The organism is Nostoc sp. CALU 546, from assembly GCF_048836525.1.
Map to the genome: position 1 here is coordinate 22,651 of NZ_JAWJTF010000047.1, position 22,938 is coordinate 45,588.

General features: G+C 42.6%; 20 protein-coding genes. 6 read left to right on the plus strand and 14 right to left on the minus strand.

Annotated elements, in window-relative coordinates:
- The first annotated feature begins 10 nt into the window (after positions 1 to 10).
- Together RRG12_RS22080 and RRG12_RS22085 are read left to right on the plus strand one after the other, a co-directional pair.
- Positions 11 to 517, plus strand: coding sequence for a DUF192 domain-containing protein (locus tag RRG12_RS22080; protein ID WP_069072154.1), 507 nt, complete (start codon positions 11 to 13; stop codon positions 515 to 517).
- 514 nt (positions 518 to 1,031) lie between these two features.
- Positions 1,032 to 1,259 (plus strand): DUF2949 domain-containing protein, encoded by a 228-nt coding sequence (locus RRG12_RS22085; RefSeq protein WP_069072155.1) that lies wholly within the window; start codon positions 1,032 to 1,034, stop codon positions 1,257 to 1,259.
- A 360-nt stretch (positions 1,260 to 1,619) separates the two neighbouring features.
- Here RRG12_RS22085 and RRG12_RS22090 read toward each other — a convergent pair whose 3' ends face one another.
- Entirely contained in the window at positions 1,620 to 2,771 is a 1,152-nt protein-coding gene (locus RRG12_RS22090) for a pyridoxal-phosphate-dependent aminotransferase family protein (RefSeq protein WP_420760717.1), read from the minus strand.
- 593 nt (positions 2,772 to 3,364) lie between these two features.
- Between RRG12_RS22090 and RRG12_RS22095 the strand changes: the two genes are divergently transcribed.
- Entirely contained in the window at positions 3,365 to 3,508 is a 144-nt protein-coding gene (locus tag RRG12_RS22095; protein WP_176727075.1) for a hypothetical protein, read from the plus strand.
- Positions 3,509 to 4,257: 749 nt separating this feature from the next.
- Here RRG12_RS22095 and leuS read toward each other — a convergent pair.
- Positions 4,258 to 6,879, minus strand: coding sequence for a leucine--tRNA ligase (gene leuS / locus RRG12_RS22100; RefSeq protein ID WP_420760734.1), 2,622 nt, complete (start codon positions 6,877 to 6,879; stop codon positions 4,258 to 4,260).
- Positions 6,880 to 7,035: 156 nt separating this feature from the next.
- Between leuS and RRG12_RS22105 the strand changes: the two genes are divergently transcribed.
- Positions 7,036 to 7,491 carry a gamma-glutamylcyclotransferase family protein gene (locus tag RRG12_RS22105; RefSeq protein WP_420760718.1) on the plus strand — a complete coding sequence of 152 codons (456 nt, stop codon included), beginning with the start codon at positions 7,036 to 7,038 and terminating at the stop codon, positions 7,489 to 7,491.
- Positions 7,492 to 7,507: 16 nt separating this feature from the next.
- Here RRG12_RS22105 and RRG12_RS22110 read toward each other — a convergent pair whose 3' ends face one another.
- The 3 genes from RRG12_RS22110 to RRG12_RS22120 form a co-directional block, all read right to left on the minus strand.
- Complete coding sequence (locus tag RRG12_RS22110; RefSeq protein ID WP_069072159.1) at positions 7,508 to 8,122, minus strand: anti-sigma factor family protein; 615 nt, start codon at positions 8,120 to 8,122, stop codon at positions 7,508 to 7,510.
- 157 nt (positions 8,123 to 8,279) lie between these two features.
- Positions 8,280 to 8,936, minus strand: coding sequence for a sigma-70 family RNA polymerase sigma factor (locus tag RRG12_RS22115; RefSeq protein WP_069072160.1), 657 nt, complete (start codon positions 8,934 to 8,936; stop codon positions 8,280 to 8,282).
- 367 nt (positions 8,937 to 9,303) lie between these two features.
- Positions 9,304 to 9,456, minus strand: coding sequence for a hypothetical protein (locus tag RRG12_RS22120; protein ID WP_176727076.1), 153 nt, complete (start codon positions 9,454 to 9,456; stop codon positions 9,304 to 9,306).
- A 696-nt stretch (positions 9,457 to 10,152) separates the two neighbouring features.
- Between RRG12_RS22120 and RRG12_RS22125 the strand changes: the two genes are divergently transcribed.
- The gene (locus RRG12_RS22125) at positions 10,153 to 10,785 is read left to right on the plus strand and encodes a L,D-transpeptidase (protein WP_420760735.1); all 633 of its coding nucleotides are present in this window, start codon (positions 10,153 to 10,155) and stop codon (positions 10,783 to 10,785) included.
- A gap of 143 nt (positions 10,786 to 10,928) precedes the next feature.
- Here RRG12_RS22125 and RRG12_RS22130 read toward each other — a convergent pair whose 3' ends face one another.
- From RRG12_RS22130 to RRG12_RS22170, 9 genes are all read right to left on the minus strand, one after another.
- On the minus strand, positions 10,929 to 11,468 hold the full coding sequence (locus tag RRG12_RS22130) for a late competence development ComFB family protein (RefSeq protein WP_069072163.1): 540 nt from the start codon (positions 11,466 to 11,468) through the stop codon (positions 10,929 to 10,931).
- A gap of 121 nt (positions 11,469 to 11,589) precedes the next feature.
- The gene (locus RRG12_RS22135) at positions 11,590 to 12,525 is read right to left on the minus strand and encodes a M23 family metallopeptidase (protein ID WP_420760719.1); all 936 of its coding nucleotides are present in this window, start codon (positions 12,523 to 12,525) and stop codon (positions 11,590 to 11,592) included.
- Between the two features lie 475 nt (positions 12,526 to 13,000).
- The gene (locus RRG12_RS22140; RefSeq protein WP_069072165.1) at positions 13,001 to 13,699 is read right to left on the minus strand and encodes a DevA family ABC transporter ATP-binding protein; all 699 of its coding nucleotides are present in this window, start codon (positions 13,697 to 13,699) and stop codon (positions 13,001 to 13,003) included.
- A gap of 75 nt (positions 13,700 to 13,774) precedes the next feature.
- Positions 13,775 to 14,947 (minus strand): ABC transporter permease DevC, encoded by a 1,173-nt coding sequence (gene devC / locus RRG12_RS22145; protein WP_420760720.1) that lies wholly within the window; start codon positions 14,945 to 14,947, stop codon positions 13,775 to 13,777.
- A gap of 84 nt (positions 14,948 to 15,031) precedes the next feature.
- The gene (locus RRG12_RS22150) at positions 15,032 to 16,243 is read right to left on the minus strand and encodes an endonuclease (RefSeq protein WP_420758009.1); all 1,212 of its coding nucleotides are present in this window, start codon (positions 16,241 to 16,243) and stop codon (positions 15,032 to 15,034) included.
- 192 nt (positions 16,244 to 16,435) lie between these two features.
- A complete protein-coding gene (locus tag RRG12_RS22155; protein ID WP_420760736.1) occupies positions 16,436 to 17,632 on the minus strand; it encodes an ABC exporter membrane fusion protein in 1,197 nt (398 codons plus the stop codon).
- A gap of 725 nt (positions 17,633 to 18,357) precedes the next feature.
- Entirely contained in the window at positions 18,358 to 19,062 is a 705-nt protein-coding gene (locus RRG12_RS22160; RefSeq protein WP_420760721.1) for a DevA family ABC transporter ATP-binding protein, read from the minus strand.
- Positions 19,063 to 19,245: 183 nt separating this feature from the next.
- Positions 19,246 to 20,421: an ABC transporter permease DevC gene (devC, locus tag RRG12_RS22165; RefSeq protein ID WP_420760722.1), complete on the minus strand. Its 1,176-nt coding sequence runs from the start codon at positions 20,419 to 20,421 to the stop codon at positions 19,246 to 19,248.
- Positions 20,418 to 21,725, minus strand: a complete 1,308-nt coding sequence (locus RRG12_RS22170) for an HlyD family efflux transporter periplasmic adaptor subunit (protein WP_069072168.1) — start codon at positions 21,723 to 21,725, stop codon at positions 20,418 to 20,420. Before RRG12_RS22170 ends, devC (RRG12_RS22165) begins: the two co-directional genes overlap by 4 nt.
- Positions 21,726 to 21,944: 219 nt before the next feature.
- On the opposite strand from RRG12_RS22170, the gene RRG12_RS22175 reads away from it, so the two are divergent.
- Entirely contained in the window at positions 21,945 to 22,559 is a 615-nt protein-coding gene (locus RRG12_RS22175) for a TetR/AcrR family transcriptional regulator (protein ID WP_069072169.1), read from the plus strand.
- Positions 22,560 to 22,938 lie beyond the last annotated feature (379 nt).

Genomic DNA, 22,938 nt, shown 5'->3' on the forward strand with positions numbered 1-22,938 from the left:
GAACAAATATATGAGTCGTCGGCTAAGTTTGCTCTCGATATTGCTGAGTATTTTTCTGATGGGCTGTTCTATGCCAACAACAGCTAAACCTCCCAGCCTCACCTCTGGTTCTCAAACTCCAGCACCAGAGAATTTAGGTCAAACACTACCAATTTCTGCTAAAGCCATTGTTCCGAATGGTACAACAATTAAATTAGAGGTGGCGCAGACCCCAGAACAGCAAGCGATGGGCTTGATGTATCGACCAGCTTTGCCAGATGACCGAGGGATGCTGTTTGGATTCCCTTCAGCACAGCCAGTAAGTTTTTGGATGAAGAATGTACCAGTGCCTTTGGATATGGTATTTTTACAGAACGGTGTCGTTAAATATATTCAAGCTTCTGCACCTCCTTGTGCAAATCAGCCTTGTCCTACCTATGGCCCAAACACACCAATAGATAAGGTAATTGAACTTCGCTCTGGAAGAGCTGCCGAATTGAACTTGAAAGTGGGCGATACTGTCAAAATCGAATTTTGAGACTTTAGTGCTTTGCGACCATAAAGACTTAAGTAGTTACTCTGTTAAGAACCTGCATGGTCTAAGTATATGTTTTTTTTGTAAAAAATATCACTTTATGTGGTAAAACAGTCACTTGTAACGCTAATATTTGAAAACTGTGGTAATGATGTAAAATTCTACTGTCTCCAACCTGAAATTGCGGTCTTGAGGTTTGGTTGCAAAAATATTCCCTTGGGCGTAAGTGTAAATAGTCGCCAATAAGAGAGTATAGGCTATGGAATCTTTGTTACTACACGTGTGATTAAATAAAGCACAAAAGTCAACGAGATGGAGCCAATTTAACTAAGCAAAAATACTGCTTGAAAATCGAGCAGATGGTTTGTAGGAAAATTTCTATTTCTTAGACCTTTTATGAGAAGCCTTTCTCTAAGGCAAATCAAAAAAGCTGTGCTGGGGTGGGTGTATAGCCGATAACGGCACAGTGACAGATTAAATACTGGCTACTGTCTACCAAGCAATGGTGAACTGATATATGACAATACATTCTGCACAAGGAGGTGAGATACAAATGTCACCATCGAAATATTCTCGACTGATGCATTTTTTACAAGAAGATTTGGCGATTTCCACAGCCTCACTGGCGGTGGTGCTTCGACACCGTGAGCAAGACCCAGGCCCTTTAGCAATGATTCTTTGGCAGTATGGGTTGATTACTTTAGAGCAGTTAGAAAAAATTTATGATTGGCTGGAAACGGCATAGGTCATACCAATTTTGGATTTTGGGTTTTGGATTTAAAGTCTTTACCAAAAGACCCTTAACGGATTCTCAAACCAACACTATTTATACCAATTTGGTATCATACTAAGTTGACAAAGTTAGTTTCTTTGGTGTCAAAGACGCTGCGCTACTGTTTCGGGAGCAAATAATACTATCTAGGACAACTTGGTATGATTTAGGAGAATTGAGCCATGTCACATCAACTCTACGTTGTGCAAAAGTTGATATCTGAATCTATTGACTCTGGCGGTTTCTACTCATTTATATACAAATTAAAAGAGCGAGTTGATAATTTAACTCGCTCTTTTAATTTGTCCTTTGTCCTTTGCTAATGACCAATGACTATTGTGTAAACACTCTAACTGCTGCTGCTACACCAGAACCAGGGGTAAAGTCTTCGTAGCCAAGTTCTGAGAGGGTAACTTCTAAGGATGCTATACAACTGAGGATATCGCGATCGCTCACAAAACCCAAGTGACCAATACGGAAAATTTTATTGCTCAAATGGTCTTGACCACCTGCTAGGGCAATATCAAAGCGTTTTTTCATCACTGACCGAATCTTATCCGGTTCAATTCCCTGTGGTGCTACAGCCGTAATCGCTGGACTAGCAGAACTATCTGCTGCAAACAGGGGTAAATTTAACCCTTGAATGGCGGCGCGGGTAGCATTTTTCAGCCGTTCGTGTCGAGCAAATATTGACTCCAAGCCTTCCTCTTTCATGATTCGCAACGTGGTGTGTAACGCTACAATCAAGTTCACAGGCGGAGTAAATGGAGTTGTATTTTTGGCTGTGGCTTTACGATATTTGCCTAAGTCCAAATAATATTTTGGTAGCTTCGCAGTTTTGTAAGCTTCCCAAGCCTTGGGACTGACAGAAACAAAACCCAATCCCGGCGGAATCATATAACCTTTTTGGGAACCGGAGGCGACTATATCCAAACCCCAAGCATCCACGGGTAGATTGAACGCACCCAAGCTGGTTACAGCATCAACGATAATTAAAGCTTCACCGTGTTCTTTGACGTGGCGATTGATAGTTTCTAGGTCATTTAACACACCCGTCGAGGTTTCACTGTGGGTAATGATTACGGCTTTGATTTGCTTTTGGGTATCTGCTTGGAGTTTTTCAGCAAATACTGCGGGGTCTAAGGGTTTTCCCCATTCCACCTTAACTTCTTCTACATTCAAACCGTAGGCTTGACCAACTTCTACCCAGCGTTCACCAAATTTACCATTAGAGCCAACTAAAATGCGATCGCCTGGAGAGAGGAAATTAATTATTCCGGCTTCTACAGCACCAGTACCACTGACATTTAGCGTCAGCACATCACTTTGAGTTTGGTGCAACCACTTGAGGTTTTCCGTCACCTCTGCCAATATGTTGCTAAATTCACTGGTACGATGCCCAATCGGATGCTTGGCTAATGCCAGTAAGGCAGCTTCTGGCACCGGTGTTGGGCCTGGAATCATCAGCATCAGCTTATCGTTCATGTGTGTATCCTAAAAGTCAAATAAAAGTCAAAATTGTGGGAATTTGGTTTATTCTGGCAGCAAATTCTAGATATTTATCTAAAAATTACACTGAGATCGTTACCAGACTTGTTGTATATTTTCCAAATCTATAGGAAAAGTATCATGAGAGTTACTGATCGGTCAGCTTGAACTTTGCAATTTATACCGAGACTTCAACTCAGATAAAACCTTTGTTCCAGGCAATCTTACCACACACCTAGACGCCAGGTTAAGACGTTTGCTCATAGGGGAGGGACTATTTTCGCTAAGGATGAAACGTCTATCTAGATGAGGCACAGGTATGATCAATTCTTAAATCTTACCCATGATTCGCTTCGGCTGTTTTGATAAAAACACGCTAAATCGTTTTGAATATCGCGGGAATCGTCGGTGAAAAAGCAATGTTTTGTTTCCACGAAGGAAGTAATCGTCTACACTATGCGGAAAACTTGGATGTCACCGTTTGCTAAGAGATAGAAGATACCCAACCCAAACTTTTTAATGTACTTGGGTCGAAAATTTGTTCTTGGGTTGCCATTGTTTAAAGAATACCTCCATCTATAAAGGAGGCGATGATTTACTACAGTCCAAATCACTTAGATTCTAATATCCAAGCCTTTTCTGGCTTACTCAATGGCGATTTATTTGCCACAGAAGTTGAGATATTCATGCTACTAATTGCTGTACTTTATGATGTTGAATTTATTGGGAAGTGATGCCTACGGTGGGGTACGCCTAGGTTATTAACTATCAGTTTTTATACTACACTTACAAAATTGCTACAATCGTGACTAGTCTTTTTAATTACTATTCATGGTGAGTCGTTTTTAACTAGTGTTCAGTTCATAAACTGTCACTCACCAGATCCCCGGTATTCTTGCAAAAGAGATATTCTTAGTTAGTGCAAGGAGTGATACCATTTCACCACATGTTTGTCACAAGTTATCCCCGTAATGCTCCCTCCTCAGGGAATGTTGCAGATTTCAAATGTTGCATCAAACGAGTGAGTTGGTATAAGCTTTTACGGGAAAGCGCTTGAGTGAGCAAAACTCTCAAGCGCTTTTTCGTGTATAAATAAAACAGGAGTCAGAATTCAGAATTCAGAATACTCTACCCATAAAGGAGACTCTAGGAGTTTTCTCAACTCCTTGCTAATTGTTGCCGAGACTTTGAGCAAATAACTGTATAGCCTGTAATTTTTCACGCTTGTCTGAGGGCAAGAAGTTTTTGTTCTAAGTCTTTGAGTGTCACGGATGCAAATCCTCTAATGTTTTTCAGGCTACATTTACAATTTTATCGATTGCTAAGTACAACATTTCATTAATTCATAGCAAATTTTTTGCCCCCTACCCTGCGGAAAAGCGTAGCCTACGGGGAAGCAAGCTACGCGTAGCGTCTCGTAGAGAAGCGCATCTATGTTTAAATTTCACCCCTCAATTCGCCACGAGTTTACGCAAAACTCTACTTAGCCAACTACAAAATTCACCAACTTTCCCGGAACCACAATTACCTTTTTAATCTCTTTGCCTTCGATATAACGCTGGGCAATTTCTGACTCACGGGCGTATTTCTCCAACGCTGCTTTATCTGCTTGTGCTGGTACTTGAATCGAGCCACGAGTTTTACCCATAACTTGAATTACTAAAGTGATTTCATCAGCTACCAAAGCCGCAGGGTCAAATAATGGCCAAGTTTGAGTGTGAACTGAATCACTTTCACCCAATAAATGCCACAATTCATCAGCAATGTGTGGTGCAAATGGTGCTAGTAAAACCACCAAAGTCCGAATACCTTCTGCATAAATTGGTGACTTTTTGCCGTCAGCATCAGTTAAGGCGTTACTCAGCTTCATCAATTCTGAAATCGCTGTGTTGAATTGATATTCATCTTCCACATCTTCCGTTACTGCTTGAATAGCCGTATGAATTGCCCGCCGCAATTCCTTTTCTGCCTTAGTTAAATCAGAGAGTTCAGCTTTTTTACGGGATACCCCAGCCGCAACATAATCTGTCACCAAACGCCAAACTCGATTTAAAAAGCGGGATTGTCCTTCCACATCGGCTTCATCCCATTCCAGGTCTTTTTCTGGCGGCGCTTTGAATAAGATGAACATCCGCGCTGTGTCTACACCATATTTGGAAATTACATCTTCTGGCGCTACACCATTGCCCTTTGATTTAGACATGGTGGCATAGAGACGTTGTAACGGTTCACCAGTCTGGGGGTCACGGGGGTCGGCTGAATTTACTAGATTAGAAGGAATCCATTTATCTTTACCACCCTTTTTGGGATTTAGGTAAGTTAAACCCTGCACCATACCTTGAGTTAACAGCCGTTGGAAGGGTTCGTCAAAATTTAATAAACCTCTGTCTCGTAACACCTTAGTAAAGAACCGCGAATACAACAAATGTAAAATCGCGTGTTCAATTCCACCCACATACTGGTCAACTGGCATCCAGTCGTTAATTTTACTGGAATCAAAAACCTGTTCTTCATTCTTCGCGTCCGGAAACCGTAAGAAATACCACGAGGAATCAATAAAGGTATCCATCGTGTCAGTTTCCCGCTTCGCCGGAGTGCCACAAGTCGGACAAGGCACATTTACCCAGCTTTCCAACTGAGTCAAAGGTGAACCGCCACGTCCAGTAAATTCCACCTCTTCTGGCAACTCTACTGGCAAATCTTTATCGGGAACTGGCACTATCCCACAGTTGGGACAGTGAATTACAGGTATGGGTGCGCCCCAATAACGCTGCCGCGAAATTAACCAATCCCGCAAGCGATATTGCACCCGCACTTTACCAAAACCTTGTTGTTCGGCGTATTCAATTATTGCTTGTTTAGCCTCTATAGAAGCCATACCAGTAAAAGCCCCAGAATTAATTAAAATTCCTGGTTCAGTGTATGCCTGGTTATATTCAATTTGGATGAGTTGCGTGACTTCATCATTTTCTGATGTTGGAGTTAAATCAAAACCTGCCACATCATCTGGGGAAACAATGACAAAATCAATCGGCAAATCATAATTTTTGGCAAACTTAAAATCCCGAACATCATGTGCCGGTACACCCATCACTGCCCCAGTACCATACTCATACAGTACATAGTCAGCAATCCAAATAGGCACTTCCTCGCCTGTAAATGGATTAATTGCCTTACCACCTGTGGGGATACCTCGCTTAGGTTTGTCTTCAGCGGTACGTTCCAACTCACTTTGATTGGAAACTTCTTTAATAAAAACTTCTACCGCCGCTTGTTGTTCTTTTGTAGTGACACCTTTTGTTAAAGGATGTTCTGGTGCTAACACCAAATAACTGACACCATAAACGGTATCTGGGCGTGTGGTGTAAACACCGATTTTTTCATCTATCCCAACGATAGGAAATTCTAAATAAGCGCCTGTAGATTTACCAATCCAGTTTGCCTGCATCGACTTGACGCGTTCCGGCCAACCTGTCAATTTATGCAAATCATTGAGCAATTCTTCGGCGTAGTCAGTAATTTTGAAAAACCACTGGCGTAATAATTTGCGCTCAACTATTGCCCCACTGCGCCAGGAACGTCCTTCGTTATCAACTTGCTCGTTTGCCAGTACAGTTTGATCAATAGGGTCCCAGTTTACTGCTGCTTCTTTTTGGTAAGCTAACCCTGCTTGCAAAAACTGCAAAAAAATCCATTGTGTCCACTTGTAATAGTCTGGTGAACAGGTAGCAAGTTCACATTCCCAATCAATGGATAAACCAAGACGCTGCAATTGCTGCCGCATCTGGGCCATATTCTGATAAGTCCACTTTGCTGGCGGTACACCACGGTCAATGGCGGCGTTTTCTGCTGGCAAGCCAAAAGCATCCCAACCCATTGGGTGTATTACCCTATACCCTTGCATTCGCTTGAGGCGGGCAATCACGTCGGTAATCGTATAATTACGGACGTGACCCATGTGTAGGCTGCCCGATGGATAAGGGAACATGGATAAAGCGTAAAATTTTGGCTTGTTGCTAGCTGTGGGTGTCTGATCTAAGCCAAGTTCTACCCATGTCTTTTGCCATTTTTCCTCAATTGCTGCTGGGTTATATCGAGAATCCACCAAAAATGCTCCTACTGGGTCTGTCTAGGTTAACCTGCTAGGTTAACCTATATTGTAGGTCAAGTACTCAAAGATTTATATAATTGAGCATCAGCCTGATTATGCCCAAACTGTTAGCTTTTCGGGTATGGAAAAAGTCATTTAATGAAAGTTTAAATGGTTGAATCAAATATAGAATTTTCTGATTTGGTGCGGGTTTTTGTCTATGGCACGCTCAAACCAGGTGAAGCTAACTATAAAAGATATTGTGCTGGTAAAGTGGTTGATGTCAAATTAGCTTTTGCACAAGGTAAATTGTTTGCTCTACCAATGGGATACCCGGCGATGACGCTAGGAGATAGCCAAGTTCACGGATATTTACTTTTTTTTCCCAACCTAAAGATTTTAAATGAATTAGATGTACTGGAAAGTTACCAGCCAACTAGACAACCATCAGCAAACCTCTATAATCGACAAATGATTGAGGTTTACGATTCACAGTCGCTCTCTCTGGGTTGGGCTTGGGTTTATTTAATGACTCTAGACCGAGTTGAGCAATTAAGAGGCTGCCTCCAACCTGACGGTTGGTGGAGTGGCTCAGGTTTAACTGCAAAATACAGTCATGAACTGTGAACTGTTAAGTTTGTGATTAGTTTATATCCTGTCTAGAGTCCTGGCGTTGCGGTTGTACCCGATAAACCGGATTTTCTGGAGAAGCTACTGCTGCTTTAGGAATTTCAATTACCGGGTTATTTAATCCCACCATCAGCGGCGAAGGGGGAACTATAGACGCTGAGGATGTTTGTATCGGTTCTGTTTGTGGTCGTTGTGCCAGTTGTGGTACTCTCGAAGCGCCAGGTACTAAGCTAGATACTGCGCCGATCACACAAGCAGCAACGGCTGCACCCCCCAGCATCCAGTTGAGACGAGAGCGGCGGTGCAAACGTGTCAAAACTTTCTGAACTGTTGCTTCTGGGGACTCTTGGGCTGCTGGTACTGGGAGCGTCCGCAAGCCTTGGCGCAGCTTTAACAGTCGGGCATACAAGCATTGAACCGAGGCATCATTTGCCAGCCATTCTTCTACTTGCTTGCGTTCGGTAGCTGTGACTTCACCATCGAGGTAAGCACTCAATAACTCGAAGCGATCGCGCTTCACCATATCCATAAGACCCGTTGATTCATTGGTATGCTTGTCCATTCCATCTGGCAAATCTTGAGGAAGTTGCAAAGGTGAACGGTCGTAAAACTGAGAATCAGTAGTCATCTTAACATTATTACCAATTCATACACGGGTAAACTGGGCGGGAAATTCGGGAAAATTAGCCAATTTTCCTCCTTAGGGCAGAGGCAATCTACGTCTTTCTGGTAATTCTTAATCTATGCTTAAATTCTGCCATTGGGCAGAGGCAAAATACTGTAAATTAGGAGTCTAGATAATTCTGCAAGTGAGCTTGCAGCCTCGTTCTAGCTCTGGCTATTCTTGACTTTACAGTTCCTAAGGAAACTCCAGTGATTTCGGCAATTTCTTCATAAGCCATGCCTTCGATTTCTCTCAGGACGATGGTAGTACGAAAAACTTCTGGTAAATCCGCGATCGCTTCCCGCAGTTGCTCGTAAAATTCTCTAGTTGTCAGTTCTTCTTCAGGGCCGGGAGTATCACCAGCGATTTCCCAATCCATCTCGCCGTCCTCTAAGGAGCGGGGAGCATCGAGCGACAAAGGACTCATAACCCGCTTGCGTTTCCGTAACTCGTCGTAAAACAAGTTGGTGGCAATGCGGCTTAACCAGCCCCGAAATTTAGCAGGTTCTTGTAATCGGTTAATATTCCGATACACTCGAATCCAAACTTCTTGAGCCAAATCGGCTCTGTCAGCCCAATCTGGAGCCAGATGGTAGAGAACTCGATCAACTTGACTTTGATAGCGGCGTAATAATTCTGCAAACGCAACACGATCTGGTCGCAGTCCCGCTTGACAGCGCAAAATTAAATCGTGGTTAGGGAGTTTGTCAACTTGCACTGATGCTTCTGGATACTTTGCATCAACCGTTGACCAGGATACAGTAATCGACTGACTCATAGATCGTACTGGCTCTAAATCATCCCTATCTATTAGACCTGCTAATGAGACATAAGTTCCATCCCAAGGTGACGGATTTATTACTGGAACACTGAAGCATACAATTTTGGATACATTTATAGCAATAAGGAAGGCCACTTTTTCCTTATACTGCTCACATGGTTGCCTTTTCACCCATCAACTAACAAAGGCACTATATATGCACATTTTAGTACTTTTCGCAACTGGGTATATACGCTTGATTAAAATAATTAAATCTGGTTATAAGGATGAAGATAAAAATTTTGTAATTCTAACTTCTTGATACCTTTAAAATTCAGGTAATAATTTCTGGAAGTTAGGTTGCTGTGGTTGTTAAGATAGTGATTTATTTTTTTGATTTTGTTACCAGAATAGTTGCTGATTGTTCTGGTTGTGGGCCGTAGGCAGCACTAGAGTTATCTTGCTCTGGTACGCGAACTTGAAAAAAGAAATTGAGGGAAAATGTAATTGTGACTGCTAGCAATAGTTTTTCAAACATGGTTTTTCTTCCACCTACACCATTGATGATTGATTGCTACATTTCAAGAGTTCCACCAAAAAGTCCAAGTATTGGCTTACAATCCCCAGAACTTTTGAGTAATCAGGTTTCTCACTTGAAGTTTTGCCGCTGGGACAATTCGCATAGTCTTAGTTTGCCCAGAGGTGTTGGCAGATTTATAGCAGAAATGATAAGTATTGATAAATTTTTGATAATAGGATGATGAACACATTCAATTGCTCGGCTAAATATGTCAGGGATAAACAATAGGCGATGGCAATGCTAAGAAATGAATCTGTAGGGCGGATGGTAATGTTGCTCTGTTTTGGCACAGCATTTCTATCTTTAGGTGTCCATTGGCGCATTACTACGGCGGGACAGCAGTTTGAGAAGACTGCATCTACTTCGATGCGGCGAGATTCTACCCTAAGCAATCCCAAGGGAAGCCGCCCAGAGGGAGTCTACAAGAATCTTTCTCAAGTGAGTTTAGGAGAAATTGCTATGGGCGCATCTTCTATGCCACCTGGTGAAGTGACCCAAGGCTCAACTGCCCAGAAGAGGGAATTTACACCAAAGCCCTCTGCTCTTAAGCCTCAAACTAAGTCAAAAACAATTAAGAAGAATGTAGCGAAAGCAACGACTCGGAGGGCTTCTACACTCAGGTCTTCTGCTGGTAAGTCTCAAACTAAATCGAAAATAATTAAGAAACCTGTAGCGAAAGCAACTAATCAAAAGGCATCTACATTTAAGCCTTCTACTATTAAGCCTCAAAATCAGCCCCAAACCATTAAGAAAAATATCGCGAAAGCAACCGATCTACCAACTAAGACGCAGGTGGTAGCACAAACAGCAAGACAAAATCCAGTTGCGGATAGCTGGCCAAAAGCTCTATGGTCTAAGGCTTCAGCCCAACAAGTAGCATCTAGTAGTCTGGCAGATGCGAAGAAGCAAGTGGTGGTTGATTTAAGCGATCGCCGCACTTATGTATATGCAGGAGATGAGGTGATAGCCAGCTACCCAATTGCTATAGGTAAGAAAGGTTGGGAAACGCCCACAGGTTCTTTCCAGATAATCCACATGCGACACTATCCAATTTGGCGTCACCCAATTACGGGCAAAGTCTTTGAAGCTGGTACGGATAGTCCTTTGGGAGACAGATGGATTGGTTTTTGGACAGATGGACGGAATGAAATTGGCTTTCATGGCACGCCGGAAATTGACCTGGTAGGAACGGCTGTATCCCACGGCTGCTTAAGGATGCGTAATTCTGATGTCCGATTGTTGTATGACCAAGTGAGTTTAGGTACAGCAGTGGTAGTACGCGATTAATTTATTTGTTCAAAAAAGAGGAGGCGGAGCCTCCCTGAATGGTTTCCCAGCCTGGAGGCTGGGAACTAGGCAACGCAAAACTTTGTACTTATCTTAGTGGCAATGACCAATGACCAATGACTAATGACTAATGACTCTTAAAATTATAATTTTTGCTCAAAATTAGGTGCGTATGTTTGGAGTAAAGCACTAACTTGGCGTACAACCTCATTGCCAGTGTTTTTGCCCAAGGCTTGCCGTTCTGGGAAGAAATTGGGTCGATCTAGGTAACGGTTGATCGCCTCACTTACTTGCTGAGAAATGAAGTCTTGCAGTTGTGCCTGAGCCGTTTGGCGCTGGAAGTTAGCACCCTCTTCTGTAGTAGCATACAGAGGTGGTAGGCGATTGAGAGCGTAAGCGGCAATATCCCCAACATCCAGAGAACTTTCGCTGGTAGCTTCAATTTCTGCGACTCGTGCGATCGCTTCCGTCAGTACCAATTCTTCCATAACGTTAATGAATTGTTTGCGAGGTACCGCCACTACCTCACCAGTCAATAGCGCACCCATCAGCCGATCCAGCGCCATATACTCTTCAATTGAGAGTTCCGAGGCGTTGTCACAGATTCTACCGACTTCTGCTTCCATTGCTGGCGTCAAATAACCATCCTGGAGAGCTTGTTCTACAATTTTTTCGATACTCATAACGCTTATCATCATTTATGTTAGCCAAGCAAGGTAGGGACGGTATCAATCCAATTTGTTTTGCCTAATTCTCAGCAAAAAATACACAAATTATTCACAGACGTGATCAACTCCGCCTCTACTAGTTAAAGACCTTAGTTCGCCAAGGTGTTGGATCAACAGATTGTCCGTTGACATACAAACCCCAGTGTAAATGTGGCCCCGTAGAAGCACCTGTTGAACCTACTGCGCCAATTAATTGACCAGCTTTGACAAAATCACCTTCTTTAACGTTAATACGACTAAGGTGCATGAAAATACTGGTTATTCCTTGACCGTGGTCAATGCCAACTACGTTACCATGAACCCGAAACCCTTGGGATACCCTACCTACCAAAGCAACTCGCCCAGCGGCTGGGGCAATTACGGATGAACCGGCAGCACCAGCGTAGTCAAGACCACGATGATAGTAGTCATTTGCAAATGTACCATTATAGTAGCGACGTACACCATAGGTTGTACTCATTCGCCCTGCATTTGGCCTTAAGAATACTCCATTCCAATACTTTTCTGGTGTTTGTAGTGCCTTAAAAGCTGCCACACGCTGAAGTTCATGCTCTGTAGCCTTCACTCCAGCTTTGCCAGGTGGCAAAGTAATGCGTTGTACGGGGAACTTGCGATTAAGCACATTCACTGCCAAGTTTTGCACTTGACCGTCCCCTGCAATCCGAAATGTTCTAGTTCCAGCTTTTTCTAGTGGAGTTGTGGGAATAAAAGCCCGATACTGATTAGGTGCAATCTCAAAAGCTGGGTATGTATTATTACCACTAGCTACTGTTGGATTTGTACCATTTTCTGGATTATCTAGATTGATCTCCACCGAGAGTGTATCCCCTAATTTAGGATTAGTTGGAGTCACTTTTACTTCTAAAGCATCTACAGGCAATGCCAAAGCGATTGGGAGAACAGCAAATATTCCCTTTAACACATTTATTGGATGACGATTGGCTGTCAAAGTTTTGACATCAAAGCCAAGCAACTTTTTGTTTGAACTACTAGCGCTATTCTCAATAATCATAGAACTACAAAAAACCCCTTGCTTGTGTTGGAAAATAGACTAGCTTATTATTACTAGTGTTTCCTGTGTGAAGCCGATGTTGTTATAAACCATAAATGTTAGGAGTTAGGAAATTCTCTAAGTACTTATGGATTGCAAGGGTGAATGATTTTATCTGTAATTATTAGTGAATCGGTATTAACTCTAATAATTAATGTGTATGGCATTGATAATGAGCATAAAATTTAACTATGGTTGATGGCAAAACGCTCTTGTGGCTTGCTATATGTTTCACTTGTTAGGCAATAAAGGAAACTCGTTGTGATCATACTCATTACATAATATACTTGAAGGAAATCTTGGAATCAACTGGACACTTTTTCAACTGGACACTAATATCACACTGTTAGATTGAAATCGGTATGGGGAAATTACTTAAACTAGGTAAGTAAGTCCGCGAGTATAAAATTTGCATGATGGAATACGCTGATCAATTTTAGGCTGATAGTATTACTTTTGACTTGAGTTTACCATCTTCCAGGTCAACGATGCGATCGGCAATGTCTAGGATGCGGTTGTCATGAGTAACCATCAAGATGGTGCAGCCTTGTTCTTTTGCCAGTTTTTGCATGAGATTGACTACATCTCGTCCTGATTGACTGTCAAGGGCGGCGGTGGGTTCATCCGCGAGGATTATTTGAGGATGACTGACTAGGGCACGAGCGATCGCTACTCTTTGTTTTTGTCCCCCAGACAGTTTATCAGGATAGTAATGCAAATGATTTCCTAATCCTACCTGTTCTAACATCTGGGCTGACCTAGCTCGCATCTTTTTTAACCCAAGATGTTTGTGCAATTCCAAAGCCATTTTGACGTTTTGGAGTGCCGTTAAACTACCATGCAAGTTATGTGCTTGGAAAATATAACCATTACGGCGTCGCGCTTGCACTAGTTGTTCAGCACTCGCACCATAAAGTTCTCGTCCTAACACCTGCAAACTACCAGATTGGGCAGAACGCAACCCACCCACTAAGGTCAGCAAAGTAGTCTTGCCAGAACCAGAGGGCCCAGTCATGATAATAATTTCACCAGCATTAATCTCTAAGTTGATGTTAAATAGAATTTGCTTGCGGAGTGAACCATGACCAAAATAGTGGTCGAGATTTTTAATAGAGATGACGGGTTGACTAGTCATAAATAGCTTGATTACTCGTGATGACCGTCATTTGTCCTTTGCAAATGACCAGTGACCAATGACAAATGACAATTTTTAGAACATATCAGCAGGATCGGCGGCTTGGAGTTTGCGGGTGGCGATCGCACCAGAAATTGTACACATAATGATAGTCAACACTAATACCTGCAATGCCCGAATTCCAGTCATGTACATGGGTAAATTTGTGGCACTGCGAGTCAGTTGGTAAAGTGCTAAAGATACTCCCAATCCAGGGAAGAAGCCGAGTGCTGCCAAGATCAACGATTCTTCAAGTACCACACCTAGGAGGTAGTAATTGCGATATCCCATAGCTTTGAAGGTGGCGTACTCCCGGACATGAGCATTAACATCGGTGGAAAGGACTTGATAGACGATGATCACGCCCACGACAAAGCCCATCGATACACCCAGGCTGAAAATAAACCCAATGGGTGAATTTGTTCTCCAGAAGTTATTTTCAAATTCAATAAATTCGGCGTGGGTTAAGACTCTGACATCATCTCTCAGGTAGGCTTTGAGCATTGCTGCTACTTTTTTCGGTTCATGGCCTGGTTTAAGAACAATCAAACCTAGACTGACACTGCTGGACTGTCGCCCAGAAAATAGCCGCAAAAAATTCTGATCACTGGTAATCAGGTTGCCATCAGAACCAAAGGAAGCCCCGACTTGGAATAAGCCACTAATGGTAATTGTGCGCCGTTCTATTTCTGTAGTCAGGGTTTTACCTTGGTCAATTTGAGCGATCGCTTTTTGATAATCTCCTCTTGCACCACGATCAAACAAAACGGTATCTGGCATTTTGATCGTTTGCAATTGCTGGTTAACATCTGGTAAGTCAAAAGCTGGCTTGTCTGGGTTAAAGCCGATAACTAACACCCCTGTCTCACGATGTGTTTGGGGATTTTTCCAGATCGCATTATTGAAATACATTGGTTCGGCTGACTTCACCCCTGGTATATCCATTGCTTGGTAAAGTCGCCGACGAGAAAATGTAGACAAGCTTGGCAAGTTACGGGCTTGGGGACTTGTTAAAACAATGTCTGCTTGCAAACTGCGATGTAATCTGGTGTTACTGTCATACAATGCAGTTTGAAAGCCTAACTGCATAAACATCAGAAGATCCGCAAAGGCAATACCTGACAATGCCACGAAGAGACGGCTTTTTTCATGATTCAGTTGCAGCCATCCTAGAGGAGTTCGCCGTAGCAGTTGTTTGAGCAATCTCATAATTAGGGACTGGGGATTGGGGATTAGGGACTTGGGATTAGGGACGGGGGATTAGGGACTCTTTCAAGGGTAGGTATTTAAAAATCAGGCAGTAGAGAGGGTGATTTGAGAGACATGGAGTTGTGGAGTCAAGGAAGGCCAAGGTTCAGGGAAAAAGCTACCTTGAGGTAGGGGAAGACGATTAAGAACGGCAGCCTTAATCACTAAAAATCCACGACGGAAACATGAGAGACAACGATGGAAGACACTATTTTTCAAATTGCGTCGTGCAACGTGGGTTTGTGGTAATTCGTCTAAACTACTAATAGGCAAATTGGCATCAATAGCACCTCCAACACTAACCTGCCATAAAGTAGCGATTGCGATCGCTAACCAATGTCTCTCGGCTCGTTTGGTATCTGTCATTTTAGTTTGATGCCAAGCAAAACCACCTCTTTTACCGTCTTTAAATAGACATTCAATCCAAGAGCGCATCGAATACCAACAAGCATCCGCAACTTCGGGTTGTAAATCGGTGAGAATTAACCAAGGTTCGGCATAGCCCTCGTCATGACGGGCTAACAATGTACATTCAATCGGGTTACTTTTGAAACAAGTTACCAATGACTCAAATGACTGACCAACTTCTCGAACAAGAGTATTTAGAGGTAGCCAAGAAACAGTACCTTTAATTTGAAACTGCCCCTGAAGGTTAATCCGCATAAAAGGATGCCAACCACAGTTCAAGATTTGTTGATACAACCACTCAGCATAAAGCCCTCTATCTGTGGTGACAATTACAAACCAATCTGGTGGTACAGTTTTGTCTATATGGCGAAATAATTCTTCCCAGTGAGGTTTCCAACTTCCAGGAATGGTAGCTTCAACTATTTTCCAGGCAATTGGAATTCCACAGCCACGGTAAACAATGCTAATTGCTAATACAGTAAAGCGATCGCTTAAAGTTGAAGCATCTGCTGCCAATGCTAGACGTTTTTCACCTTTAGGCCAAAGACTTAGAATCCAAGATAGTAGTGGACTAAAACAAGATGTCACATCCAATGAAGTTCGACCAGTTTTTGTTTTATCTTCTGCGTCTCGATACCATTCCCGCAGTTGCTGACGTATAGTATTCTCCTTTTTACCCAGTAGTTCTGCTAAAAATACTGAAACCGTTGTCAGTCCACTTGATTGGGTCATTACTATCCCAAAAGTCCACATTGCCAGTACAACAGCTTGAGGTTTTGTGAGATTTGGCATTTTTTCAATTACTTTTCTAGTCCATTCTCTTAATTCCTCGCTTTTTCCTACTTGCATTCACCCTCCTGCACCCGTAGTAATTCTGCTGATAAAAGCTAGATAGTATTTTACCTGCAAAAATACGCCTTTATTAAATACCTACCCTTGAAAGGATTAGGGACTGGGGATTGGGGGGACTTCAGAACTCCACTCATCTACTTCAGAATCTCCCAGTCCCCAGTACCCACTACCCAGTCCCCAATCCCCTTTTCACAATTCAATTACTGCCTTAACTTGCATATTGGTTAAGGTGGCAGCTTTTCGGCTGGAAGCTTCATCTAGTCGGATATGAACTTCTACTACTCTGTTGTCGATATTGCTGACGGGATCTGTGTTGATGACATTCTGTCGTCGCACTTGCAAGCCTTTGCGATCTACGATTCCCTGTAATTCGATCGGGAGGTAATCACCAAATACTCGCACTTGCTGCCCTGAATGCACTTTGCTGATATCGCTTTCGTAGACTTCGGCTATGACATACATCTGGCTGGTTTGGCCGATATCTGCAATGCCATCATTTGATACTAATTCCCCAGGATGGGTATGGATCTCAAATACCTGCCCATTTTGGGGCGATCGCACTACAGCCTGTTCAAGATTGACTTTTGCCAGATTCATAGCTGCTATGGCACGATTGACTTCTGCTTTGGCTGCTTCTACATCCACTCCGCGTACTTCAGCGATTTCATCAAGTGTTGCTGTGGCTTGTTTAACTTGTTGCTGACTAGTTGATTGGGTACGATTTAATAGTGCCTGGGCTTCTTGTAGGCTTTTTTGGGCGGTTTCCAAGTTTAAACGCTTGCTATCCCGTTGAGAAGCGGAAATTGCGCCTTGTTGATATAGTCGCTGATAGCGCTCGTCTTCGGCTTGGGCGTTACGCACTTCGGCTTGGAATCGCTCAATTGTCGCGGCTTGGGCATTAAGATCACCTTGGCGTTCGGCTTCTAAACGAGCGATCGCAGCTTTTTGGGCAGCAATTTCACCACGTTTAGCACCTGCTTGGGTGCGGTTTAGGTTTGCCTGGGCTACTTTTACCTGTTCCTGCGCTTCTTTTAATGCTGCTTGGAGGCGATCGCGGCTGTTCAAAATTGCGATCGCTTGTCCTGCTTTTACCCTATCCCCTTCTTTCACCAACAACTTTTCTACTCGACTTCCCTCCGCAGACACCGCAGCAGAGAGTTTAATTACCTTTCCCTGTGGTTCGAGTCGCCCTAAAGCTGTTACTGTTTTTAACTGTGGTAATTGTGTTGCTGGTACTTGTGCCTCTGGATTTGCATAATTTTGCCCACGTTTTACTATATAAAAACTTATTCCGCCAACCAATAAAGATGCAATTATGCTTATAACAATAGATGGACGCAGAATAGACTTAGGGAACGTTCTGTACCCTAGCTTTGAGTTTCGCACCATAGATTACCTCTTAACTAGTGGCGCAGAAAAAAGAACAAATTAGGCTTTTATCCGTAATTGTTTGCTAATTACTACTTTTTTAGTCAGTTATTGTTGATTTATCACTTAACAGTCCATAACAAAATTGTAAATTGTTGACATTTTAGTTAGATCAGGTATTTATCTGGATAGGAAAATCTACTGATTGATAAATTTGTTTTACTGTGAAACTACCTTTGGTTTATGAAAGTATTCAGGTATAGTAAACGGTTTCAAAATTACGAGTTGTAACAGCGCCAACAATCAGAATCAAATTAAGCCAATAAAATAAGTATTTTTTGTCAAAATTATGAATCATGCCAACTTTGGATGATTAATTGTATATAAACACCAAAATGCAGGTATAATAATTAATCTACAAAACATAAGTAGACACTAAATTATGTCTACTTAAAACTTAGAGTTATTTCCACTCAAAAATTATGATATTTTTATCCGATACTTTGAAAAGTTAAGGGATATTTAAAATCTATTATTTAGATGCAATACGGAGTAGTAAACTTAATCTAAAATCGTCCGTTAGAAATTTATTCTAAGACCTAGTACCGCACGGCACAAATAAGCCACCCATCTTAAACGTCTGAAACCTTTGCAAACAATTAATTACGAATTACGTTAGCGCAGCGTTAGCGACGCAGGAGCGTCATTACGAATTACGAATTCCGCCTTGCGGTACTAGTAGCCTAACTGGCTGCAACAACAGCACGGTCATTTACTAATTTGCCATCTTCCATGTAGACGATGCGATCGGCAATATCTAGAATGCGGTTGTCATGAGTAACCAAGAGAATGGTACAGTCTTGTTCTTTAGCTAGTTTTTGCATGAGGTTGACCACATCTCGTCCCGATTTACTGTCAAGGGCGGCTGTGGGTTCATCCGCTAAGACAATTTTAGGACGACCAACCAACGCACGAGCGATCGCAACTCTTTGTTTTTGTCCCCCAGATAAATCATCAGGATAATAATTGAGGCGATGCCCTAATCCTACCTCCTCTAACATTTGGGCTGACCGGGTTTTCATTTCGTCCGGTGAAATATTATTATGCACTTCCAAGCCCATTCTGACGTTCTGGAGTACTGTCAGGCTACCGTGCAAGTTGTGCGCTTGGAATATATAACCGTTATTGCGTCGCACTTGGGTAAGTTGTCCTGTACTAGCGCCACAAAGTTCTTGTCCCAATATCTGCAAACTACCAGATTGGGCAGAACGCAAGCCGCCTGCTAAGGTGAGAAGTGTCGTTTTACCAGAACCAGAAGGCCCAGTCATAATAATAATTTCACCGGCGTTAATATCCAGATTGATATCAAAAAGAACTTGCTTACGGAGTTGACCATTACCAAAATAGTGGTCGAGATTTTTAACAGAGATAACGGATTGACTAGTCATAAATAGCTCGATTATTCCTGATGATTGTCATTTGTCATTTGTCATTTGTCTTTAGTCATTTGTTATTACCAAGACTTAGGCCAAAATTGCTAATTTCGCTGTCGTAGAGAATAATTACTAGAGTCTCCGTAAGTCCTAATTACAAAGGACTAATGACTACTGACTAATGACTAATGACAGTTTTTAAAACATATCTGCGGGGTCAGCAGATTGTAATTTCCGAGTAGCGATCGCACCAGAAATAATACACATAATCATTGTTAACATTAGCACTGTGGTGGCTCGTGCTACGGTCATGTAAAGTGGTAAATTGGTGGCATTGCGAGTTAAAGCATAAAGTCCTAAAGGTGCGATCGCTCCCGGAATAAAGCCCAAGATTGCCAAAATTATCGCCTCTTCAAACACCACGCCTAATAAATAGAGATTGTTATAGCCCATTGCTTTGAAAGTGGCGTATTCTTTGATATGGGAATTCACATCTGTAGAAAGTACTTGATAGACGATAATCACGCCTACCATAAATCCCATTGCTACACCCAGGCTGAAGATAAACCCAATGGCTGTATTTTTTTTCCAATAATCTGTTTCAAATTCGATAAATTCTGCTTTGGTTAAAACTTTAACATCATCATCTAAATGAGATTCTAAAGCTGCTTTCACCTGTTTTGCGTCATAACCTGGTTCTAGTTGAACCAAACCTATACTGACGCTACTTGCTTCTCGTTTAGGAAATAGTCGCAAGAAATTCTGGTCGCTGGTAATCAGGTTGCCATCAGCCGCAAAGGAAGCGCCGATTGAAAATAAGCCGCTAATGGTAATTGTTCGGCGGTCAATTTCAGTTGTCACAGGTTTCCCTTGATCAACTTGAGCGATCGCTTCTTGATAATCTCCTCTAGAGGCGCGATCGAACAGCAGGGTGTCTGGTAGCTTCACCCGATCTATCTGGCTGTTCACATCCGCTAAGTCAAAGGCTGGCTTTTCAGGATTGATCCCGATAACTAGCACAGATGTCTTTTGGCGTGTTTTAGGATTCTTCCAATCGACAATGTTGACATACATTGGTTCTGCGGATTTCACCCCTTGTATATCCATTGCCTGATACAGTCGCCGCCGCGTAAAGGTGGAGGCATTTAACACGTTACGGGCTTGAGGACTAACTAGAAAAATATCAGCCTGGATACTATTGTGCAGTTTAGTATTACTTTCAAATAAGGCGGTCTGAAACCCTAGCTGCATGAACATAAGAACATCAGCGAAAGCAATGCCTCCCAATGCCACCAATAGACGGCTTTTTTCATGACTCAGTTGCAACCATCCCAGGGGGGTTCGCTGCCGCAGTTGTTGAATAAATCCAATCACAGTTCAATTACCGCCTTTACTTGTAGGTTGGTAAACTTTGCAGCTTTGACGCTAGATACTTCATCTAGTCGCACATGTACTTCCACTACTCTGGCGTCAATATTGCTAGAGGGGTCACTGTTGACGAGATTTTGCCGCTGTACCTGCATCCCCATCCAATCGACGGTTCCCTGTAATTCTCCGGGGAGGGAATCGCTGATTACCTTGACCCGTTGCCCCGATCGCACTTTGTTAATATCACTTTGGTAAACTTCTGCAACTGCATACATCTGGTCGGTTCGACCTAATTCTACAATCCCGTCATTAGAAACGGTTTCTCCAGCCCTTGTATTAATCTTCAAAATTTGTCCCGCTTCCGGTGCGCGGACATAAGCCTGATCGAGTTGCGCTCTAATTTTTGCCACAGTCGCTTGAGCGCTGTCTACCTCTGCTTGGGCGTTAGCAATATCTGTCGGACGGATTTCAGCTGTTTGGTTAAGGGTGGCTTTGGCTTCGTTAATCTGCTGTTGCAAGCTAGCGAGGGTTTGGTTGCGGTTCGCTTTGGCTTCTTTAATTTGCTGTTCTAAAGTAGCGACAGTTCTTGTCTTATTGGCTTGGTTTTCAATTACCTGCTGAGTAGAAGTTTCTGCACTCAAGCGTTTTTGATCGGCTTGCTGACTAGAAATTGCCCCTGCTTTGTATAAAGCTTCGTAGCGTTGCACATCTACTTGAGCGTTCCGCTTTTCAGCTGCAACACGATCCACCGTTGCTTGTAAACTCTCTCGTTGTCCTTGCAAGTCTGCTTCTAGGCGATCAATTGTGGCTTGCTGAGTTTTGACATTTCCCTCTAATTCGACTTGCAGACGGCTGACAGCAGCTTGTTTTGCACCAATTTCTCCCTGTTTTGCTCCCGCTTTTACCTGGTCAAGGTTAGATTTGGCAACTTGAACTTGTTTTTGGGCTTCAACTAAACTTGCTTGCAAGCGATCGCGACTATCCATAATGGCAATTACCTGTCCAGCCTGGACGCGAGCGCCTTCTTTTACTAATAACTTCTGAACCAGACTCCCCTCAGTAGAAGAAGTTGCAGACAGTTTTATAACTTCTCCATTTGGTTCTAAACGTCCCAATGCTGTGACTGTTTTTACCACTGGCTGAATAGCTACTGGCGCTATTTGCTTCTCATTAGCGGTAGCCTGAAACTTTAGTACCGTGTAAACACTAGCTCCACCTATTAATAGAGATGTAATTATTGCTAATGTAGTTGGCGATCGCAAAAGATTTTGGGGAGACTTTAAATCCTCTCGTTTCCAGTTCTGCACCATAGTGTTCACTTTTCCCCATTAGCAACTTGTACTAAACTGTTCAGTTCAATTCATGCTAAACTAAACGGATTAGTTTAGTCAATAGCACAAAGGTAGAATTCTCAATTTAATCAGCTTGCCTTGAGTTATAAACCAGAATGCTTGTCAGGACTGGGATTAATGACGTAGGGTAAATTGCCGCATCTATTAAAATTGTTTATAAGAGAGGAAGATTAATAAATGGTACGCATTAAATCTGACGAAGTTGATCGCGATAATTCCGTTGATAAAGTGGAGCAAATTCTGCAAGGGGCAATGCAAGAGTTTCTCCAAAATGGTTATGCTGGTACAAGTATGGATCGAGTAGCAGTAGCAGCAGGTGTTTCTAAAGCGACAGTCTACAGCCACTTTCAAGACAAAGAAGGACTTTTTAAAGTACTGTTAGAGCAACTGGCGAGCAAAAAGAATAACTCCATTTTTGGCACAGAACCGATTGCCGGAGAACCAGCAGCCGTACTGCATCACATAGGAACCAAAGCATTAGATTTGATGAATAGCGACCAAGAACATACTGCATTTATGCGAGTATTAATAGGGGAATCTGGTCGTTTTCCTGAGTTAGCTCAAATATGTGTTCGGGCGATGATTAAGCCAGTGGCGGAAACTCTCACTCAATACTTGGCTGCTCCTGAGCTAAATATACCTGACCCAGAGGCAACAGCAAGAATTCTCTTAGGAGCGTTAGTGCATTTTCATATTACTCAGGATGTGATGCATGGGAGAGACATTATACCAATGGAAAGTGATCGCTTGATTGATGCCTTGACACACTTAATCACTAAACGCGCCGATTGATTGGTTAGATCCCGGCGCGTGGCGCTTGTTTGGTCAGAAGGTCAACCCAATTCGCAATTGTAAATTCGCAATGGGCTAACGCCCCGCTTTGCTAACGCAACTAAATCAGTGGGAGCTTGTACCCACCACTGATTTAAGACCACTAACCTACGTATGGTGGGGGCTTGTACCCACTTTTAGGCAATTAATCAATTCGTTTTTTCGCCCTAATCAAATTGCGAATTGCAAATTGCGAATTGCGAATTGTTTGGTAAATACCCCGACTATTATGGACGGTCTTTAACTTAGCACTGAGCAATCTTCATTATTTTTTCTATAGAAGTTACAGTACTGTCTCCGGCTTTTTTGGTTTCTTCCAAGCTGCCACAAATACATCCTC

What these genes read in the sequence shown, in the direction of transcription:
- RRG12_RS22080 (WP_069072154.1), top strand. Translation starts at nt 11, where the DNA reads ATGAGTCGTCGGCTAAGTTTGCTCTCGATATTGCTGAGTATTTTTCTG.
- RRG12_RS22085 (WP_069072155.1), top strand. Translation starts at nt 1,032, where the DNA reads ATGACAATACATTCTGCACAAGGAGGTGAGATACAAATGTCACCATCG.
- RRG12_RS22090 (WP_420760717.1), bottom strand. Translation starts at nt 2,771, where the DNA reads ATGAACGATAAGCTGATGCTGATGATTCCAGGCCCAACACCGGTGCCA.
- RRG12_RS22095 (WP_176727075.1), top strand. Translation starts at nt 3,365, where the DNA reads ATGATTTACTACAGTCCAAATCACTTAGATTCTAATATCCAAGCCTTT.
- RRG12_RS22105 (WP_420760718.1), top strand. Translation starts at nt 7,036, where the DNA reads ATGGTTGAATCAAATATAGAATTTTCTGATTTGGTGCGGGTTTTTGTC.
- RRG12_RS22110 (WP_069072159.1), bottom strand. Translation starts at nt 8,122, where the DNA reads ATGACTACTGATTCTCAGTTTTACGACCGTTCACCTTTGCAACTTCCT.
- RRG12_RS22115 (WP_069072160.1), bottom strand. Translation starts at nt 8,936, where the DNA reads ATGAGTCAGTCGATTACTGTATCCTGGTCAACGGTTGATGCAAAGTAT.
- RRG12_RS22120 (WP_176727076.1), bottom strand. Translation starts at nt 9,456, where the DNA reads ATGTTTGAAAAACTATTGCTAGCAGTCACAATTACATTTTCCCTCAAT.
- RRG12_RS22130 (WP_069072163.1), bottom strand. Translation starts at nt 11,468, where the DNA reads ATGAGTATCGAAAAAATTGTAGAACAAGCTCTCCAGGATGGTTATTTG.
- RRG12_RS22135 (WP_420760719.1), bottom strand. Translation starts at nt 12,525, where the DNA reads ATGATTATTGAGAATAGCGCTAGTAGTTCAAACAAAAAGTTGCTTGGC.
- RRG12_RS22140 (WP_069072165.1), bottom strand. Translation starts at nt 13,699, where the DNA reads ATGACTAGTCAACCCGTCATCTCTATTAAAAATCTCGACCACTATTTT.
- devC (WP_420760720.1), bottom strand. Translation starts at nt 14,947, where the DNA reads ATGAGATTGCTCAAACAACTGCTACGGCGAACTCCTCTAGGATGGCTG.
- RRG12_RS22150 (WP_420758009.1), bottom strand. Translation starts at nt 16,243, where the DNA reads ATGCAAGTAGGAAAAAGCGAGGAATTAAGAGAATGGACTAGAAAAGTA.
- RRG12_RS22160 (WP_420760721.1), bottom strand. Translation starts at nt 19,062, where the DNA reads ATGACTAGTCAATCCGTTATCTCTGTTAAAAATCTCGACCACTATTTT.
- RRG12_RS22170 (WP_069072168.1), bottom strand. Translation starts at nt 21,725, where the DNA reads ATGGTGCAGAACTGGAAACGAGAGGATTTAAAGTCTCCCCAAAATCTT.
- RRG12_RS22175 (WP_069072169.1), top strand. Translation starts at nt 21,945, where the DNA reads ATGGTACGCATTAAATCTGACGAAGTTGATCGCGATAATTCCGTTGAT.